General features: G+C 56.3%; 13 protein-coding genes and 1 pseudogene. 6 read left to right on the top strand and 8 right to left on the bottom strand.

Annotated elements, in window-relative coordinates; genetic code table 11:
* Window positions 1-27 precede the first annotated feature (27 nt).
* The 4 genes from K0H63_RS06540 to K0H63_RS06525 all read left to right on the top strand — a co-directional run bounded on the left by K0H63_RS06540 (window position 28) and on the right by K0H63_RS06525 (window position 3,482).
* Window positions 28-1,116: a M35 family metalloendopeptidase gene (locus tag K0H63_RS06540; protein WP_220067245.1), complete on the top strand. Its 1,089-nt coding sequence runs from the start codon at window positions 28-30 to the stop codon at window positions 1,114-1,116.
* Between the two features lie 208 nt (window positions 1,117-1,324).
* A complete protein-coding gene (locus K0H63_RS06535; RefSeq protein WP_220067244.1) occupies window positions 1,325-1,879 on the top strand; it encodes a hypothetical protein in 555 nt (184 codons plus the stop codon).
* Window positions 1,879-2,472, top strand: a complete 594-nt coding sequence (locus tag K0H63_RS06530) for a uracil-DNA glycosylase family protein (RefSeq protein ID WP_220067243.1) — start codon at window positions 1,879-1,881, stop codon at window positions 2,470-2,472. The genes K0H63_RS06535 and K0H63_RS06530 overlap by 1 nt, the downstream gene beginning before the upstream one ends.
* A gap of 35 nt (window positions 2,473-2,507) precedes the next feature.
* On the top strand, window positions 2,508-3,482 hold the full coding sequence (locus K0H63_RS06525; RefSeq protein ID WP_220067242.1) for a sensor domain-containing diguanylate cyclase: 975 nt from the start codon (window positions 2,508-2,510) through the stop codon (window positions 3,480-3,482).
* A 48-nt stretch (window positions 3,483-3,530) separates the two neighbouring features.
* On the opposite strand, the pseudogene K0H63_RS06520 reads toward K0H63_RS06525, so the two are convergent.
* A pseudogene (locus K0H63_RS06520) lies at window positions 3,531-4,889 on the bottom strand (M4 family metallopeptidase); the annotation flags it as partial.
* A 664-nt stretch (window positions 4,890-5,553) separates the two neighbouring features.
* On the opposite strand from K0H63_RS06520, the gene panP reads away from it, so the two are divergent.
* The gene (panP, locus tag K0H63_RS06515) at window positions 5,554-7,197 is read left to right on the top strand and encodes a pyridoxal-dependent aspartate 1-decarboxylase PanP (RefSeq protein WP_220067240.1); all 1,644 of its coding nucleotides are present in this window, start codon (window positions 5,554-5,556) and stop codon (window positions 7,195-7,197) included.
* 114 nt (window positions 7,198-7,311) lie between these two features.
* Here the strand turns inward: panP and K0H63_RS06510 are convergent, their stop codons facing one another.
* The 7 genes from K0H63_RS06510 to agaR form a co-directional block, all read right to left on the bottom strand.
* A complete protein-coding gene (locus K0H63_RS06510) occupies window positions 7,312-8,628 on the bottom strand; it encodes a sugar MFS transporter (RefSeq protein WP_220067239.1) in 1,317 nt (438 codons plus the stop codon).
* 69 nt (window positions 8,629-8,697) lie between these two features.
* A complete protein-coding gene (gene nagA, locus K0H63_RS06505) occupies window positions 8,698-9,948 on the bottom strand; it encodes an N-acetylglucosamine-6-phosphate deacetylase (RefSeq protein WP_220067238.1) in 1,251 nt (416 codons plus the stop codon).
* Complete coding sequence (locus tag K0H63_RS06500) at window positions 9,941-10,948, bottom strand: ROK family protein (protein ID WP_220067237.1); 1,008 nt, start codon at window positions 10,946-10,948, stop codon at window positions 9,941-9,943. Before K0H63_RS06500 ends, nagA begins: the two co-directional genes overlap by 8 nt.
* A gap of 3 nt (window positions 10,949-10,951) precedes the next feature.
* Window positions 10,952-12,145, bottom strand: coding sequence for an SIS domain-containing protein (locus tag K0H63_RS06495; protein WP_220067236.1), 1,194 nt, complete (start codon window positions 12,143-12,145; stop codon window positions 10,952-10,954).
* Between the two features lie 5 nt (window positions 12,146-12,150).
* Window positions 12,151-13,419, bottom strand: a complete 1,269-nt coding sequence (locus tag K0H63_RS06490; protein WP_220067235.1) for a class II D-tagatose-bisphosphate aldolase, non-catalytic subunit — start codon at window positions 13,417-13,419, stop codon at window positions 12,151-12,153.
* A gap of 4 nt (window positions 13,420-13,423) precedes the next feature.
* The gene (locus K0H63_RS06485; protein WP_220067234.1) at window positions 13,424-14,791 is read right to left on the bottom strand and encodes a Gfo/Idh/MocA family protein; all 1,368 of its coding nucleotides are present in this window, start codon (window positions 14,789-14,791) and stop codon (window positions 13,424-13,426) included.
* 18 nt (window positions 14,792-14,809) lie between these two features.
* The gene (gene agaR, locus K0H63_RS06480; RefSeq protein ID WP_220067233.1) at window positions 14,810-15,592 is read right to left on the bottom strand and encodes a transcriptional repressor AgaR; all 783 of its coding nucleotides are present in this window, start codon (window positions 15,590-15,592) and stop codon (window positions 14,810-14,812) included.
* A 328-nt stretch (window positions 15,593-15,920) separates the two neighbouring features.
* On the opposite strand from agaR, the gene K0H63_RS06475 reads away from it, so the two are divergent.
* Entirely contained in the window at window positions 15,921-18,767 is a 2,847-nt protein-coding gene (locus K0H63_RS06475) for a TonB-dependent receptor (RefSeq protein WP_220067232.1), read from the top strand.
* Window positions 18,768-18,774: the final 7 nt, after the last annotated feature.

The following is an 18,774-nucleotide window of genomic DNA, read 5'->3' as shown; positions in this document are numbered from 1 at the left end:
TGATAACAAGCTAAAGGACTCGCAAACATGAAACACTCGACTCTGCTGACCGGCGCACTGCTGGGAGGAATGTTGTTTTCTACTTCAGCGCTGGCAGATGGGATACGTGCCAGCCTCGAAATGAGCAAGCAAAACTTCGCCGCCAATGAAGACGTGACCGTGCGCGTTACCCTGACCAACGATGAAAAAGTGCCTGTGAAGGTGCTCAAGTGGTACACAGCGGCAGACGGTGTGGAAGAGTCACTGTTTAAAGTGTCGGTTAACGGTGAAGAAAAACATTACCTCGGCGCCCATTTCAAGCGCCCGGCACCACAAAGCAAAGACTACATCAAGCTCAAGGCCGGTGAGAGCGTCAGCTATGACGTTGAGCTGTCTTCACTGTACGACATGACCGAACAGGGCAATTATGAAATCGCTTACCAGGTCAGCTCTCTGCAACTCTTCGCCCCGAATCCTGGCCAGCAAAACAAACTGGCACGTCTGGGTATTGAGGGTATTCAATCCGATGCAGTCAGTTTCTTCCACGAAGGGATTGAAGCCAAGAGCGGCGCGAACAAAGGCAGACCTGGTGGCGGTGATGGCGGTACCCCAACCGAAGGCGTGAGCTTCAGTGGCCGCTGTTCCAACAGCCAGATGAGTGACACTTTGGCAGGCTTAGCCGCCGCCAAATCCATGGCTGCCGATGCCAAAGGCTATCTGGCCAATAACAACAGCCCTGCCAGTTCAGTGCGCTACAACACCTGGTTTGGCAGCTACAACAGCAGCCGCTGGAACACCGTCAGCAACAATTTCAGCGCCATCGACTCGGCCCTGAATACCCAACCACTGACGTTCGATTGCAGCTGTAAGAAGAGCTACTACGCCTACGTGTATCCAAATCAGCCTTACAAGATTTATCTGTGCAGTGCCTTCTGGAGCGCGCCAGTGTCAGGCACCGACTCCAAAGGCGGAACCATCGTCCATGAGATGAGCCACTTTGATGTGGTCGCCGGTACCGACGATGTCGTATACGGCCAGAGTGGCGCCAAGAGCCTGGCCCAGAGCAATCCGGATCAAGCTATCCAGAACGCCGACAGCCACGAATACTTTGCTGAAAATACACCGTTCCAAAACTGATTTACCCGCCGGTCTGTGGACCGGCACTCCCTTTGGGAATTGCCAGTTACCTTGTGAATTTTGGGCAGAGGATCTGCCCTCTTTTTTTACGTTTTTACCGCCAAAGCGTGAGAAACACCCAAAAGCCATCATAAATCCCATCATCACCGTTGCATGCCGCGCCACTTTAGGAGAAGGTTAACCAAACTTATCTCCGGGGTTTGATGTCATGCCGTTGAGAACATTACTGTTATTACCTTATTTACTGACCGCATTGCCCGTGTATGCCTTTGACCCATCCGGAACAAGAGCCACTGCGTATTTACTGCTGGGCCTCGGGGGATTTACGGCACTGAATTTACTCGCTCAGTTGGCGTTTTTCGCCGCTGGCTTCTATCAGCAACCCGGATTTACCAAAAAGCACCTGTTGTTGTCTTTGCTGCCGGTTGCATTGGGTGCAGTGCTTACCCTTTGGGACACGCGGGGAGGCGCCGATCTGGTGATGAATGGCGGCTTGCTGCTGGTGTCACTCGCCTTTGCCCTGTTGCCCTGGCTGCTGGCTGAAAAATCCGTCACGGCGAGGCCACTCATCGCAGCCGTTCTGCCGGTGCTCTTTTTAGCCATGGGCTGTTTTATCGGCCCCGTTACGGCCTTTGCACTTATCACGGCCCATGCCGCCAGGCCCAAACAAACCCCGGTCGGTAAATATCTGTGTGTACTGGTACTCTGCCTTGGGTATCCACTGCTGGGCTACTACCTGTATCAATTGGCAGGCAAGCTCTGATGCAAACGCTGGCGGTACTGCTTGAAGAAGTGCGGGCCTGCCATATATGTGAGGGCCTGCCGCTTGGGCCCAAACCCATATTGCAAGCCGCAAGCGGCGCCAAAATCCTTATCGCCGGTCAGGCCCCTGGTGCCAAAACCCATGAGAAAGGCCGACCTTTCGATGATGCCAGCGGTGACAGGCTTCGCCATTGGCTTGGTGTAGATAAGGCGTCCTTCTACGATCCCGGGCGTTTTGCCATACTGCCGATGGGGTTCTGCTTCCCCGGCTCCATCATCCGGCAGGGACGACGTCAGGGAGACATGCCGCCCCGGCCCGAGTGTGCTGCTGCGTGGCGCGAACGCTTGCTCGCCCATCTTCCCCATGTCGAACTCACTCTGGTGCTTGGCACCTATGCGCTTGACTGGCATTTGCCAAAGCACAGGGGGCTCACGGTCGAAGCCACCGATTGGCAAGCCCACTGGCCCAAGCTCCTGGTGTTACCTCACCCCAGCCCCCGCAACGGCCTTTGGCTGAAGCGCCATCCTGAATTCGAAGCCAACGTCATCCCTAAGTTGCAACAACGGGTATCAGGCCTGCTCGGGCTGAACTAAACTTAATACTTGGGACAGACACACGGAGGTCACCGATGAGGGCCTACGGATATCATTCATTTCGTGACATACAGGTCAACGAAATCGACTGGCTGAGGTGGCAGCGGCTTGTGGACACGGTCGCAGAGATGTTCCACGCACCCGCAGCCTTTATCAATCAGGCCAACACCAAAGGGATTGAGGTGCTGATAGCCTCCGAGCTCCCCACCACGCGTTATTCCCCTGGCCATATCGCCACCATAGACCAGAACGTATATAGCCACTATGTGGTGCAAAAAAATCAGCTGCTGTATGTACCGGATGCAAGTCTGGATCCCCGTTGGCATGACAATCCCGAATTTCAGGACGACCACTACATATCCTATCTGGGCATGCCCATCATCTGGCCCGACGGCGATACCTTTGGCACCCTGTGCGTATTATCCGATGTCGTTACCCAGTACCCTGCCACCTACTTGAAGGTGCTCAATGTCATTCGTGATGTCATCAACGCCGATTTGGCCCACATGTACCGTGAAAATCAGCTGATTAATCAAAGCTATCTTGACCCTCTGACCAAAATCTACAATCGCCGTGGCTTTGAAGAGTTGTTTGAAAAAAATCAGCAACTGGCACTGCGTCTGGGCCGTAAAATGGTGTTGATCAGTTTTGATTTGGACGGGTTCAAACCCATCAATGATAATTACGGCCACATCACCGGAGACAAGATCCTGGCTTTTTTCGCAACCAGTCTGAAATCGAGCTGCCGCGGCAGTGATTTGGTTGCCCGCTGGGGTGGCGATGAGTTTTTGGTGCTGGCCCACTCAGAAACCGAGCTGCTTGAAAACTCGGTACTGGCAAGGCTGGATGAACATCTTGCCCACCAAACCCAGCTGCCTAAATTTGACTACTCCGTGGGTATGCTGCAACTGGACCCCGCCACCCATTACGAGCTGGACAGCTTACTGCCCAGCGTCGATGCCCGCATGTACCACCACAAGCGCACCAAACAGACAAAACAAAGCCAATAAAAAAGCCCGGAATCTCCGGGCTTTTTCGTGCGCTTTGGCTTACTGGCAGCTTACGCCAACAGAGGCGAAAGCAGAGCTCACGTCAGAAACTGAGTAGCCCTGATCCGCAGCAGCAGCCTGAACGCCGCAAGCACCCTGGTTATAATTGCTGGTCGCAGTCCAGTAGTGCTGGTTTGCCAGAACAAAGACCTCGAAGGCTTTACGGGTATCCCAGCCATTTTTCCTGGCCAGCAGGTAGAAGGCCTTGTTGTACACACCGGAAGAGTAGTGCACATCCATACCACTGGTGTAATCAGAGGCGTGACCAATTGAGCGGCCATCCTTGGTTGGGTCGTCCATGTAACGCAGGGCACCATTACCCTTGAAGATGTCATGACCCACCATCCAGTCGTTGCTGCCACGCATAAAGAACTCGGCAGCTTCACCAGCCATGTCAGAGAAGGCTTCGTTCATACCACCTGACTGGGCACTGTATTCCAGACCGGAATTTTGCTCAGTAAAGCCGTGGCTGACTTCGTGGGCCGACACATCCAGGCTCACCAGAGGATAGAAATAGCTGGCGCCATCACCGAAGGACATGGCACGGCCATCCCAGAAAGCGTTTTCATAGTTACGGCCATAGTGAACACGCATTTCCAGCTGGAAGGTCAGCGGGGCTGTGTTGTACCAGTCTTTGTACATGTTGAAAATCACGCCGCCGAAGTAATGGGCATCGTTCAGCGGAGAGTAAGCGCCATTGATGGCACGGTAGGTGTTTTCAGGACAGGTGAAAGAGTAAACAGTACCACGGCGAGTGCTGTTGGCCATGTCCACCGTCTTCACGTTGGCGTTGCTCATGGTACATACGCCGTTGGCCTCTTCCACCTTCAGCGGGCCGAAGTCACCGCCGTAGTAGTACTGACCGGTCTTGGCATTACCACCCGGGCCAGTGGCATCAAATGCGCTGCCCGGAGTCGTGCCGCCGCCACTGCCTGGCTTGCCGGCGCTGTTCTTGGCGGTCATCAACTCGTTCCAGTGACGCACCACTTCACCGGTCATGGCATCCACCAAACCAGCCGGACGGGAAATCTCGTTTACACCTTCACTGAGGAAAGACACGCGGTAAGCCAGACGAGGGGCCTCCCCTTCAGCCAGAATAACCAGCTCTACGTCTTTATGGCCAGATGCCAAGGCGCCGGGATACACTTTGTTCAGCGCGGCAATCGCCTGGCCGCGGGTCAAGGCTGGGGTGATGTTAAAGTCGGCGTCGATAGCAGCAGCCTGACCAAAGATATCGCCATCAGAAGACACGACCAGGTGGTGGCCGTATACCTTTACACCATTGAACATTTGCTGCTGCTTTACTTTTTGGTGACCAGCGGCAGTAGTGAAAGATTTACCGGCAGCAAAGCTGTTGCCATGGGCCAGGCCCATGCGGTGTTCCAGGGTATTGCCAGCCTGCAGTGCGCCGGAAACACACAGAGCCAGTGTTGCAGGGATTAAAGTGTATGCTTTCATGTCCTGATCCTTTTGTAGTTGTTTTGTCCAAGAGTTTCCCCTTGGTCGGGACAAACTGTCACAAAACAATCGGGTGCTCAAGAATGAATGCAACCTTAAATTAAAATTAAATTTACCACTGTGTAACACATTGGTTACATAATGATACAAGTGTTAGATTTAATTCGGGTTTTGCTATAACAGCCAATCCCACCACTTACAGAATGGCATCCCAAATAATTGATAATTATGAAATAAAAATGCCACAGAATATTTCGAACGCACTGAAATCTGTTAAGGAAAGCCCCTATGACTCACCAGTGGCAGAACCCCTTCGGCGCGGTCAAGCGGCTGGGGTTTGTGGAGCAAAGATAAGGTAAAGTCCACAGGCCCCCAGCGGCAAAGGCCGACATAAAATCCTTCCGCTGGCACTTGATGGTATGCTGGTGCGGCGCAAGGCAAGCCGCTTTTGGGCAGCTATCCCCAGCCCGGCGTTGCATACCCTTGATGCAAACCAGACCTTGCAGTAAAGTGAGCTCCCTTTTCGCCGCCATACATGCCACTGGCGGTGCACAAGACAGCCAGACGTGATGAGATGACAGAAAAACACCTGCGCAAAGCCACAGCCTCTGAAGACAACCTGATGCGGATCTTTACCGTACCCGAGGCGGCAGACTCAACCCTTGGCCGTATCGAGCAGCAGCTGTCTGCCGATCTTGCCGGTTTCTTGCAGGATAATATTGCCGCGCTGGAACAACCTCTGTCAGACATTGAAGATCACTTCTACAGTGTCGAAGTGCCACCACAGCCCCAATTTGTGTCCGATTACGTGGAAGACATCATGTCCCATTTGGTGGCGCAGTCGGTACACACTGCCGCACCATCCTTTATCGGCCATATGACGTCTGCCCTGCCCTATTTCCTGTTGCCGCTGTCGAAACTGATGGTGGGGCTGAATCAGAATCTGGTGAAAATCGAAACCTCCAAGGCCTTTACGCCCATGGAGCGCCAGGTGCTCGGCATGATGCACCACCTGATTTATGGCCGCGATAAGGATTTCTATCAGGGCTTCCTCCACAGTGCCAGCCATGCACTGGGGGCTTTTTGCTCCGGCGGAACCGTGGCCAACATTACAGCGCTGTGGATTGCCCGCAACCAGTTGCTGAAAGCCAGCGGTACCTTCAAAGGCGTGACCCGCGAAGGCTTGCACAAGGCGCTCAAACATTACGGTTGGGATGATTTGGCAATTCTGGTGTCGGAGCGTGGCCACTACTCCCTCGGTAAGGCCGCCGATCTGCTCGGCATCGGCCGGGACAATATCATCAGCGTGCCGGTGGATGCTCACAATAAGGTGGATGTTGAAGCCATGCGCGTTGCTGCAGCCCAATTGCAGGCGCGCAATATCCGGGTGATGGCCATAGTTGGCGTCGCCGGCACCACCGAAACCGGCAATGTGGATCCCCTGGCTGACATGGCAGCCCTTGCCAAAGAGATACACTGTCATTTCCATGTGGATGCGGCCTGGGGCGGCGCTACCCTGCTGTCCGAGAAGTATCGCCACCTGCTTGGCGGTATCGAACTTGCGGATTCAGTCACCATTGATGCCCACAAGCAAATGTATGTGCCCATGGGCGCAGGCATGGTGCTCTTTAAAGATCCAAGCTTCGCCTCTGCCATCGAACATCATGCCGAGTACATCCTCCGTCAGGGCTCCAAGGATCTGGGCAGCCAGACCCTGGAAGGTTCACGTCCCGGGATGGCCATGCTGGTTCATGCCTGTTTGAACATCATCGGTCGCCAAGGCTACGAAATCCTTATCAACGGCTCACTGGAACGCGCCCGATTCTTTGCCGGGCTCATTCAAGCCCAGGCGGATTTTGAGCTTATCAGCGAGCCAGAGCTGTGTCTGCTGACATACAGATACGTGCCTGCAAAGGTGCGCCAGGCACTGGCACAGGCCGTGGCACAGCAGGATAAAGCGAAACTGGACGCCATTGGCAGTCTGCTTGATGATCTCACCCGCGCTATCCAGAAAACCCAGCGCGAGCAGGGTAAATCCTTTGTCTCACGCACCCGTATCACGCCCAAAGTCTACGGCAACGACAAGCGCACCGTGTTCAGGGTTGTGCTTGCCAATCCCCTTACCACCGAAGCCATATTGGCCGCCGTGCTGGATGAGCAGCGTGTGCTGGCAAGCGGCGAAACTGACATACTGCAGGCCCTCGACGCTCTGTGTTGAGCGTGAAATACCAAGCGGCCGATACCGGTACTGAGTCTGGAGAAACGGCTAACAAACAACAAAGCCCGGCTGAGATGCCGGGCTTTGTTGTTAAGGCGTAAGCGAGTAACCTTATCAGGCCTGGCGCAGGCGGTGGCCCTTAACGGCATAGAAGAAAATCATGCCATAGCAGGGAAGCAGCAAAGCATAGCCGAGCTGATGGCTGAGGCCCGACTGTACCAGCGCACCGTAGGCCAGTGGCAGCAAAGCGCCACCGGCAATGCCCATAATCAGCAACGCCGAGGCGGTGGCGGTCAGGCGACCAAGACCCTGCAACGCCAAGGGCCAGACAGCGGGCCACACCAGCGCATTGGCAAACCCAAGCAGCGCCAGACACAGCACGGTATCGGGGACTGCGGCTATGCCAAAGGGTTGCAACAGCCAGGCGGCAAGGGTGGTGCCCTGCTCATCACCAAACATGATCCCAAGGGTAAACACCAGACCCGCAATGGCCGAGCCCGCCAGTGCTGTTTTCTGGCTGATAAATCTTGGGATTGTGGCGATGCCCACCAGATAACCCAGCACCATAAACGCCATGGTGTAGGAGGTCAGTACCCCGAAATTACTGAGCCCCAGGTGTTGTCCATAAAGGCCAATACTGTCACCGGCGATGACTTCGGCGCCCACATACAAAAACAGTGTCAGGGCCCCCAGCATTACCTGAGGATACTTGAGCAGCTCACGCCAGTGACTCTGTTGCGATGACTCATCGGCACTGATATTCGGCTCAGGCAGGGGTGAAAAGCGCACATAAAACAGCAGTGCTATCAGGACTGCCGCCATGGCAAGGTAGGGCTCCACCAATCTTGCCGACAGGGCCTGCAAAGCCTGGGTTTTATCGGCTTCAGACAGGGCCGCCAGCGCGGTTTCTGTGTAGGCCTCCATCCCGGTCAGCACCCAGGCACTGAAGATAAGGGGCACCAGAATACCTGCCCCCTTATTCACCACGCCCATACAGCTGATGCGCATGGCAGCGCTCTCGCTGGGGCCGATCACCACTATGTAAGGGTTGGCGGCGGTTTGCAGTATGGTCAGCCCGGTGCCGAGCACAAAAAGCGCCAGCAAAAACAGTCCGAAGGTGTGGCTGAACGCCGCAGGAATAAACAGCAAAGCCCCCAGTGCCATCACTCCCAAACCTATTTGCAGCCCGGCGCGGTAGCCAAACCGGCTGAGCAGCCCGGACATGGGCAGCGCCATCACAAAATAGGCGATGTAAAACACAAAGGTGACCATATAGGCCTGCAGCTCATTGAGTTCGCAGGCAATCTTCAAAAACGGGATCAGAGCGCCATTGAGCCAGGTGACAAACCCAAACACAAAAAACAGGATGCCTATCAGCACCATGGGTAACAGCGTGGAAGAGGTCTTGGTTGTTTTCATTATATTTTCCATAGGGTTATCCAGCTTCTATTCCATTCAGGTTGCTATTCTTTCTGTACTTTTATGCCAATGAGGACGCTTTCATTCCAATGAAGGCTCTTGGCCTGCCACCAGTTGACCGGCTTGCCAGCGGCCCTGTTGATAAAGGGCATTATTCAGGAGCACAAAATCGGCGCGACAGTTTGGTGCCAAACGGCCTCTGTCCTTTAGCCCCAAAAACGCTGCCGGTGTGGCCGTTGCCATCCACAACGCCTCGGCCGCGCTCACCCCGAGCATGGCGCAGGCCTGACGCACGGCCGCCGTCATGGTCAGCACAGAGCCAGCCAGTGAGCCATGTTCGTCCCTGAGCACCATGCGATCCCTGTGCACCTTGCCGCCAAAAAATTCAAAACTATCTTCCCGGGTACCCGTGGGCGACATGGCGTCTGTGACCAGCATAAGTCTGTCACTGCCTTTAAGTCGCCAGGCCAGGGTAGCCGAAGTCGCGTGTACATGCTCACCATCCAGAATAATGCCGCAATATGCATCCGGGCTGGCCAGCGCCGCGCCCACCATACCCGGCTCCCGGCCCTGCAGGCCCGACATGCCGTTAAAAAGGTGGGTAAATCCGCTGGCTCCGGCCGCGAGGCTTGCCTCGACCGTGGCAACATCGGCGTTGGAGTGGCCAAGGCTGACCCTGACGCCGAGCGCTACCAAACGCGCAATATCGTTAGGCGATACCGCTTCCGGTGCCAGTGTCACCATGCAGCACCCGAGGGCGGAGACGGCCTGGGTGTAGAGCGCAAATTCGGCCTCACCGATGGGGCGGATAAGCGCCGGGCTGTGACATCCCTTTTTGGCGAGCGATAGATGCGGCCCTTCAAAATGAATGCCCACCACAGCGTCATCGCCCCCTTGCCTTGCGGCAATGGCGCCATCGAGCGCCTGCCTCATCACAGTGATGTTATCGCTTATTACCGTGGGCAAGAGCGCGCCGGTTCCATACTGGCCGTGGGTTTGGGTAAGCCTGTTGATGCCCGCCACGGTGGGCTTATGATTGATAAGCACCCCGCCACCGCCATTGACCTGGGTATCCACCAGCGCCGGGGCCAGAATGCCCGGTAGCCTGTAATGGGGTAAATCAGCGTCCGGTTCGCGTGCTATGGCCTCGATGCGGCCTTGGCGTATTTTAAGCCAAAGTCCCGGCATCAAAGCGGCAGATACCAAAGCCGCAATGGTATCGCCGGTGGAGCAAAACTCAGGCGCATAGTCTGCACCAAGGAGCGCAAACTCCGGGCAAAGCCAGCAATCGTTGAGGCTTTCAGGCAAGTTGTTGCCGTCAAAATCAGCCATGGTGCCTCCTTTGAATGTCATCGGCAGCCGTCGCTATGCCGCTCGTGTCGGCAAGGCAATCTTCGCTGAGGGCCTTACCCAGCAGCGCCGCGCCGCGCACCCCACTGGCTGCGCCAAATTCCGCGACACGGAACTGCGGCAATTTGGCACTGGCAAAGAGGTGCCTTGCGGTTGCATCGGGCAGCGCCGCGATGATTTCATTGACCTCGGAAATACCACCACCGAACACCAGGCAGTCCGGATCCAGGCTGAGAATTTGCCCCGCAAGCACGCTGCCGAGGGCATCCATATAGGCTTCAAAGGTGCTGATGGCCGCAGCCTTGCCCGCGCGGTAGTCCGCAAGCCAGGTATAGGTATCGGCAGTGCCGCCAAAATGCTGGTACAGGCGCCCAAGGCCGGTGCCCGAGACATAGGTCTCGGCGCAGCCGGTTAAGCCGCAGCCACATTCGAACAGCGGCAGTTGATGTTTGATGATGACAGAGGCCGGCAGACCAATATGGCCAAACTCGCCGGCCAGACAATGGGCGCCTAAAATCAGTTTCTTACTGATACAGACGCCGCCGCCAAGGCCTGTGCCGAGGATAACCCCAAGCACTCGCTCAAAGCCCACACCGGCACCAAGCATGACTTCCGACAGGGCAAAGCAGCGGCAATCATTCCCAAGCGCAACCGGTCTGCCGAGCCGCGCCGTGAGCTCATTGGCCACCATGCGGCCATTGAGGCAAGGTACATTGCTTGAGAGTACCGTACCGTCGCTGAGAATAACCCCGGGAAGCGCAATGCCCACAGAGCCCTTGGAAACCGTGGCAGGCTGCACTGCAGCACCCAGGTGCTGCTGCGCCAGTTCATCGGCGCGCTCAACCTGGGCACAGACCTCATCCAGAAACTGACCATAATCGGCCACGGGGGTCGGAATTTGCCAGCGCTTCACACAGGCCATGCTGTCATCAAATAAGGCGAGCGCAATCTTGGTGCCGCCGATATCCAGTCCGTAATGCATCCGTTATACCCCGACTCCCGGCAACCGGTATTGGTTGAGGGGATGGATTTGGACCCCCTGGACCACGCGATTCACCTGGCCACCGGGGCAAGGGTTGTCGGCACTGATCCCAAGATTGAGGGCCTTGAAGTAAGCAAAAAGTTGACAATACAGGATATAGGGGAAGGTAAGCCAGACATCCTCGAGTAAGGTCTGACCATCTGCACCGATATTTTCTTCGCAAAGACGTACCACGGCACTGGCCGCGCCATCCCGCTCAAGCTCGGCAGCCATGTCCAAATCATAGGCGCGGGCATAGGGCTCGGATGAGCAAAGTACCACCACTAAAGAATCCCTATCGATAAGGGACTTTGGGCCATGGCGGAAGCCAAGGGGACTCTCATGTACCCCCATCACGGCGCCGGCACTGAGTTCCAGTAACTTGAGCGCGGCTTCCCGGGCGATGCCCTGCAGGGCGCCACCGCCCAAAAATACCGCCCGGGATAGCGGTGATGCGGCAAGCCGGGCAATCTCATCCACCCTGTCGCTGAGCAGGCGCTCTGCCAGGGTAATCGCCCTCGCCAGGGCACTGTAATTGCCAGCAAACAGAAGAAGCACGCCCAGGTACATGCAAGTAAAGCTGCTGGTCATGGCAAAGCTTCTGTCATGGCTGCCTTCCGGCATCAGCCACAGGCAGGCACGGTCGGCCTTTTGCTCACCGTACCTTGCCATGCTGCCCTGTGGATTACAGGTCAGCAGCAGGTGGTAACACTGGGGCAAGAGAGCATCGCACAGTTCGATGGCGGCCATGGATTCGGGACTGCTGCCGGAGCGGCCGAAAGAAATCACCAGTGTCGGCCTTGCCGGATGCAGGTAGAGATGCGGATGTGACACCAGGTCCGTGGTGGCAATGGCCTCCACCGTTTGCCCCACCAGCGGCATCTGGGTCGCCAGAAAGGGCGCCAGCGCCTCGCCGATATACGCCGACGTCCCCGCACCAGTGAGGATAACCCGCAAGTCAGGCAGGGCCAGTAAGGGCGCGGCGAAGTCGTGTAATCTGTCCTTCTCCTGCACAAACTGCTCCGCCATTTGCCGCCACAGTCCGGGCTGCTGACAAATTTCCTCTGCCGTCCAGTGACTGCCCTTCGGTGGCTGACGCAGCGCGTCTTCACCGAATTCCAGACAGATCTTGGTCTTTGATAGGTCGTTGACTTGCATAAATATTATCCTTTAATTGCGCTCAACTGGCAGGCGTCTTCGTAGCGTTCAAGCACCAGACTGATATGGTCGAGCACCAGCGACAGGGCCGTCGCCGGCAGGGCCTGACGCAATACTTTGGAGTATTGCAACGGCAGGTATTGGCTGATGAGTGGCAAAGGGATGGGGTCTTTGAGATTAAACAGCAGAGTATCTATGGCCTGAGACAATTCCGGCCAGTAATAGCGAATACGGTCGCTGTAGCTGAATCCCAGTTGCCAGTCCCGCGCCAGCGGATCTGTGTAAAAGTGCTGCCAGAATTTGGGGTCCGCCTGCATCTTGTCTTCGCACAGGGCTCTGAGTCCCGCGCGCTTCGCCTGGGGCACCAATAACGCCTCGATATGGTCAAGGGCAAACAGCGCTTCGCGCAGGGCGAAGGTCAGCTCAGGCCCGACCTTGAGAATGGCGAAATGGTCCGCCACCAGCGACTTATAGTGTTCCGGCAATTGGTAATCGGTGGAATGCGCCTCGTACACCAAGCCGGGCTGGCGGCGGATAAAACGGCGCTGTGCATCCAGCAAGCTGCTGTTGTACTGATGTATGTCACTGTGTCCGAATTCCACCCCGGGCTGAACCACAAGGGCAATCACCCGCTGCCATACCTCATCACTGAGCCCGGCGGCGTCAAACGCCATTCTGTGGGCCGCAACGGTTTGCTCGATGGCCGGCACCGGGGTGACTTCCAGCGCATGCAGGCTGGCAACACCGCCGGGGGGAGGCACTTCGGTGCCAATCACGTAGCAAAGTGGCCGCCCGCAGGCCGCCTCCTCCGCCGCCTTGCAAAGGCGGGCAGCCCGCGCGGCAATCAGGCTGTCGCCCAGAGGCTCTGCTTCACCCTGACAGCCCATGCTGGCATCGAGGTGGATTTTTTCAAAACCCGCTTTAACAAAGGCACGTACCATGGCCTCGGCATTATCCATGGCCTCATCGGCAGGCAGATGTTTCCAGGCCACGGGGCCCAAATGGTCGCCGCCAAAGAGCAGGCGTTCACGGGGCAGGCCTTCGGCCTCGGCAAGGGATTCGACAAAGCGGATAAAGTCGGCAGGCACCATGCCGGTGTATCCGCCAAATTGGTTAACCTGATTGGCCGTGGCCTCAATCAGCACGGGAGAGCCCGTCGCTACGCCGTGGCGCAGCGCGGCTCGCAGGACCAGCGGCTGTGCCGAGCAGACGGCAAAGATGCCCCGCTGCTCGCCACGCTTGTTGGCCTCAATAATGGATTTGAGTACCGACATCTGCTTACCCCACGATGCCCAGAGGCTTGGCACTCTGCCATACGCCACGGGTAAAGTCGGGGAAGTCGCGGGAATTACCGCGGTCAGCCACCGACTCGGCAGACAGAGGCTGCACCGCCGACCAGGCCGCACCATCGTATACGTCCTGATCCAATGGCTCGCCATTACGCAGGCAATAAATCATGCGCCAGCACATCAGGAAGTCCATGCCACCATGGCCGCCGTTCTGCTCGGCTTCGCGGCCCATACGGGTCCACAGTGGGTGATCGTATTTGCCGTACCAGTGTTCCATGTCCTGATCCCACTCGTGGAAACTGCCGCGGCCATTGTTTTCCAGGGCGATACGGTTGGGGAATCCGGCAAAGACGCCATTGGTGCCCTGGATCAGGTTATGGCGGCTGTAGGGGCGCGGCGTGGTGGTATCGTGCTGCACCATGATGGTCCGGCCCTTAATGGTTTTGATAAGGCTGGTGTTCATGTCGCCGCAAATGTAGTTGAGCTGATTGCGCTGGTGATCTTTTGGAAACTCGCGCTGGGCATAGGCTGCGCGGCCAAGGGCCGGAGAGCTCATGGACGAGAGGTAGTCGAAGCGATCGCCACGGTTGATGTTCATGTACTGGGCAACCGGGCCAAGGCCGTGGGTGGGATACAGGTTACCATTGATTTGGGCGTGGTAGCCGGTACGCCAGGAGCCGGTCTTGCGGTCCAGCTCTTTCATCTGCCAGCGAAGTTCATGGATGTACGCCGCCTCACCGTGGAGCAGCTCACCGAAGAGGCCCTGGCGCACCATATTCAGCACCATCAGTTCGTCGCGGCCGTAGCAGACGTTTTCCATCATCATGCAGTTGCGTTGGGTCAGCTCGGCGGTGTCCACCAGATCCCACAGCTCTTCGATGGTCATGCCCATGGGGACTTCCACAAAGGCGTGCTTACCGGCCAGCATGGCGGCTTTGGCCATGGGGTGATGCAGCGCCCAGGGCGTGGCAATGACCACTATGTCCACATCTTCGCGGGCCACCAGATCAAGATAGGCCTCTTGCCCCTTGCTGTAATAGGCAGGCTGACCACGGCCATAATCGGCCATGATTTTTTGGGCACGGGAGATAACCAGGGGATCCGTATCGCAGATGGCGGTAATGCGCGCGCCTTCGATGTTATTGAAGTGATGGATAAAACCCACACCACGCTCACCCACACCTATGAGGCCCACTCTCACTTCGGCCATCTTTGGCACCACCAGGCCCATCACGGACTTGCCCGCTGCCTTGGGTGTTACGCTGCCGCCCTGCTGATTGGCACAACCCGCCAGCGCCGCTGCAGCCACAGATGCCATAGAGGCCTTCAAAAATCCACGACGATCGATTCCCGCCATTGTTCTCCCCTTAAATCGCTATTGAGTGCGTTCTACCAGGTGCAATTGCACCCCTTGTTTTTCGAGTGCCTGGGCGTAACGCTCAGGAATGCCTGTGTCTGTGACCAGCCTGTGTATGCGAAGCAACGGGCAGATCACGTGAAAGGCCTGCTGATCAAACTTGGATGAGTCGGTCACCACTATGACCTCGGTGGCAATGTCCACCATCATCCGGTTCAGACAGGCTTCTTTCTCAAAATGGGTGGTCAGTCCGGCCTTCAAGTCGAAACCGTCCACACCGAGAATAAGTTTGTTGAAGTTGTAGTCACCCAGGCTCTTCTCGGCAGCGCTGCCATAAAAGGACATGGATTTTTTACGCAGCAGACCGCCGGTAAGCATCACGTCCACCGACTCGGACTTGGACAGCACAGAGGCAATGTTCAGCCCATTGGTCATCACGATAAGGTCATCGTGCTGCATCAGATGATGGGCGACCTGCTCTGTGGTGGTGCCCGAGTCCAGGAGCAACCTGTCACCGTTTTGCACCAGACTTGCCGCTGCCGCGCCCAACTCCCGTTTCAGTGCCGAGTAGCAACTGCCCTTTTCCTTGAGGGACAACTCGCGGCTGAGCTCGGTATTAACGATGGCGCCGCCGCGGGAGCGCACCAGCAACTGCTTCTGATCCAGGGTTGCCAGGTCGCTGCGAATGGTGACTTCTGACACCCCGAAGCGTGCCGACAGATCGCTCACCGACACCTTTCCCTGCTGTTGGGTCAGGCGCACGATTTCCTGTTGTCTCTCTATGGTGTTGAGAATGTTCATTTCGGTTATCCCATCATTTGCTCGAAAGCCTCAATGTATCACAGCGGACAAACTTTCAATAGGTTTCGATATCAGTCAAAGCGGCTTATTAATGCCATCAACCATTGAAATTCAGCGACTTAAGTTTAACTTTCGCGACCTTGCCGGCTTTCGATATCAATCAATATGCCTCCATTCGAAAGAAAATAAAAGCTATTTCACATTTTTTTGTTGATCAAAACACTTTTTTAACATTATATGTAAGCATTCGAAAGCCAATTAAGCCTTTTGTTATTTTCGAATAAGCCATAAGAACGAGTCACAAAAGCATCTGAATGGAGGGGAGAGCATGTCTTCTTTACGTACCCAAGTCGCCACTCTGGCGCTGGCGGTCAGCACCGCACTCTGGATAACACCTGTGTGCGCGGCCGAAGCCGAACAAACAACCAAAAACACCGAGGAAAAAGCCAAGCAAGCCGAAGAAGCCAAGGAAGAGGATGTTGAGCGTATTGCGGTTTACGGTATCCGCTCCAGCATCAAGGAGTCGATGTACCTCAAGCAAAACGCCACCAGCGTGGTGGATTTGGTGGTGGCCGATGACATAGGCAAATTCCCCGATGAAAACCTGGCCGAAGCCCTGCAGCGTATTCCCGGGATCACCATCACCCGCAACGGCGGTGAAGGACAAAACATTCTGGTGCGCGGTCTGGGCGCCGGTTATAACGTCACTACCCTCAACGGCCGTAAACTGGCGTCAGAATATGCGGGCCGTGACTTTAACTTTGATACCATCGCCTCTGAGCTGGTGAATGTGCTGGCGGTGTACAAGTCGCCCGAAGCCCGTCTCACCGAAGGTGGCATTGGCGCAATCGTCGACATTCAAACCCGTAAACCGCTGGATCTGGATGGCTTTACCCTGCAGGCCTCCGCCAAGGGGATCCACGAGTCACGCACCGGCGACATCCATCCCCACGCCTCTTTCATCATTGGCGATCAGAATGATGACGGCAGCCTGGGCGCGCTCTTCTCTGCCGTGTATTCGAAAAAGACCCTGAGGGCCGACACCTATTCCGCTGACGGTTTCTTCGATGAAGACGAAGGCTGGGGCGTGGACAGTGCCGGGGTGCCCGTGGATGCCAACAACAATGGCACCATAGATGAGGGCGAAATCTTCGCCTCCAAAATTCCCAGCTACATGTACTTTGCCAACGCCCAGGACGTCCGTGAGCGCATCGGCTCTACCCTTGCCCTGCAGTGGCGCCCGAGCGATGACCTGACCCTGAGCCTGGATGGCCTCTTTTCCCGCTACAACACCGACGGTAACCGCTATCAGATTGGTTTTGTGAACTACGACGAGTCCTGGACGCCGGGCACGCCACTGTTTACCGACGCCGAGTTCGACGATTTGGGCCGGGTGGTCAAGATGAAGCAGACCGGTGACAACACCATGGTGGAGCTGCTGAACATTTCAACCCCGCGCCAGACCGACACCTGGCAGCTGGGCCTGAATGCCGAGTGGCACCCCACTGACCAATGGTCTGTATACGCAGATGCGGCCTATTCCCAGGCCGAAAACAAAAACAAGGGCGATAACCGCTTCATCGTGGCCCGTGGCTTTGTAGACAGTATCGGCATCGACTACAGCACCGGCAATACCCTGCCGGATGTGGTGATAAGCCCGGCGCTGACCTCTGACCAAACCTACGGTGCCCACTACAGCTACAACAGCGGTACCGGGGTAAAAGACAAGGTTAATGACCTTAAACTCGAAGCCATCTATGAACCCGAAGACAGCCTGGTGAGCAAGGTTCACTTTGGGGTGAACTATGTCAAACAGTCCAAGACCCAGAACGCCTATGGTTCCCGTAACCCCAGTCAGTTCAGCCGCGGCGGCTTTTATCTGACCCGCGACGGTTACGACTTTGCCCCGGGCCAGGTATTTACCCAGGGCGAATTTGAGCTGTTCCGCATTCCGGAAAACGTGTTTGTACCTGCCAACTTCGATAACTTCCTCGACGGGGAAAACAGCGTATCGCCAGACCCCTGGCCAAGCTTTGACTATGATGCCCTGCTGGCCTTTTACCGCTCCATCAATGCCGAGGCCGCCGACGCCAGTATAGTCGCGACCCAGAGCAAGTCCGGCAGCTATGAGGTATCTGAAGCCGTGACCTCGGCCTTCGTGCAGGTCACCCTGGAAGATGAGCTGTGGGAACTTCCTTACATGCTGAACCTGGGCCTGCGTGCCAGCCACACCCAGGTCGACTCCAGCGGTTTTGGCTATGACCTGTCCAAAGTGGTACTCGACAGCGCCGGCAACCCCAGCAACAACGACTGGCGCGCAGTGTTGCCGGTGGGACATGAAGGCAGTTACAGCAACGTGCTGCCGAGCCTGAACTTCCGCCTGAACCTGCAGGACGACTTGCTGCTGCGTGTCTCTGCCGCCCAAACCCTGAGCCGCCCATCCCTGTACGCCCTGCGTACCTGGGCCAATCCCGACTTCGTCAACCGTAAGGAAGGATTGCCGACCCTGAGCCGTGGTAACCCCGGCGTGAGTGCTGAAGAAGCCTATCAGGGCGATGTGACGCTGGAGTGGTACTACGGTGACAGCAGCTCACTGGCGGCCGGCGTGTTTGTGAAGGATATTCAATCCTTTATCGAAAACGATGAAAACGCCATGGAGGTAGAAGGCAACCTGTATATGGTCAATCAGCCTGAGTCAGGGGAGTATGGCGCCCTGATCACAGGATACGAAGTGGCCTGGCAACAGTCACTGGAACAATGGCTGCCTTCACCCCTGGATGGTTTCGGCGTGCAGCTGAACTACACCTATGTGGACAGCGAATATGATGACCCGGCCCGCAAAGAGCAGAACCTGCCCTTCGCCGGTATGTCTGAAAACTCCTACAACGCGGTGCTCTACTACGAGAAGTACGGATTGCAGGGTCGTGTTGCCTACAACTGGCGCAGCAAATTCCTGGTTGACCCAGAAGCCTGGGGCGGTCCTGCCTGGATAAACGCATACGGCCAGCTGGATGCCAGCTTAAGCTATGCGCTGCTGGAAAACCTGACTGTGTTTGTTGAAGCCTCCAACCTCGGCAACGACCGTTACTCTGGCTATATCAAACGCCCCGATCAGGTGAACTACCTGGAGCGCTTCGGTACCCAGGTTGCCTTCGGTGTCAGGGGCAGCTTCTAACCCCCAC

This window comes from Shewanella zhangzhouensis, assembly GCF_019457615.1.
Lineage (GTDB): Bacteria > Pseudomonadota > Gammaproteobacteria > Enterobacterales > Shewanellaceae > Shewanella > Shewanella zhangzhouensis.
Note: the sequence above shows the minus strand (reverse complement) of the source record. Positions and strands in the feature narration are given on the sequence as shown.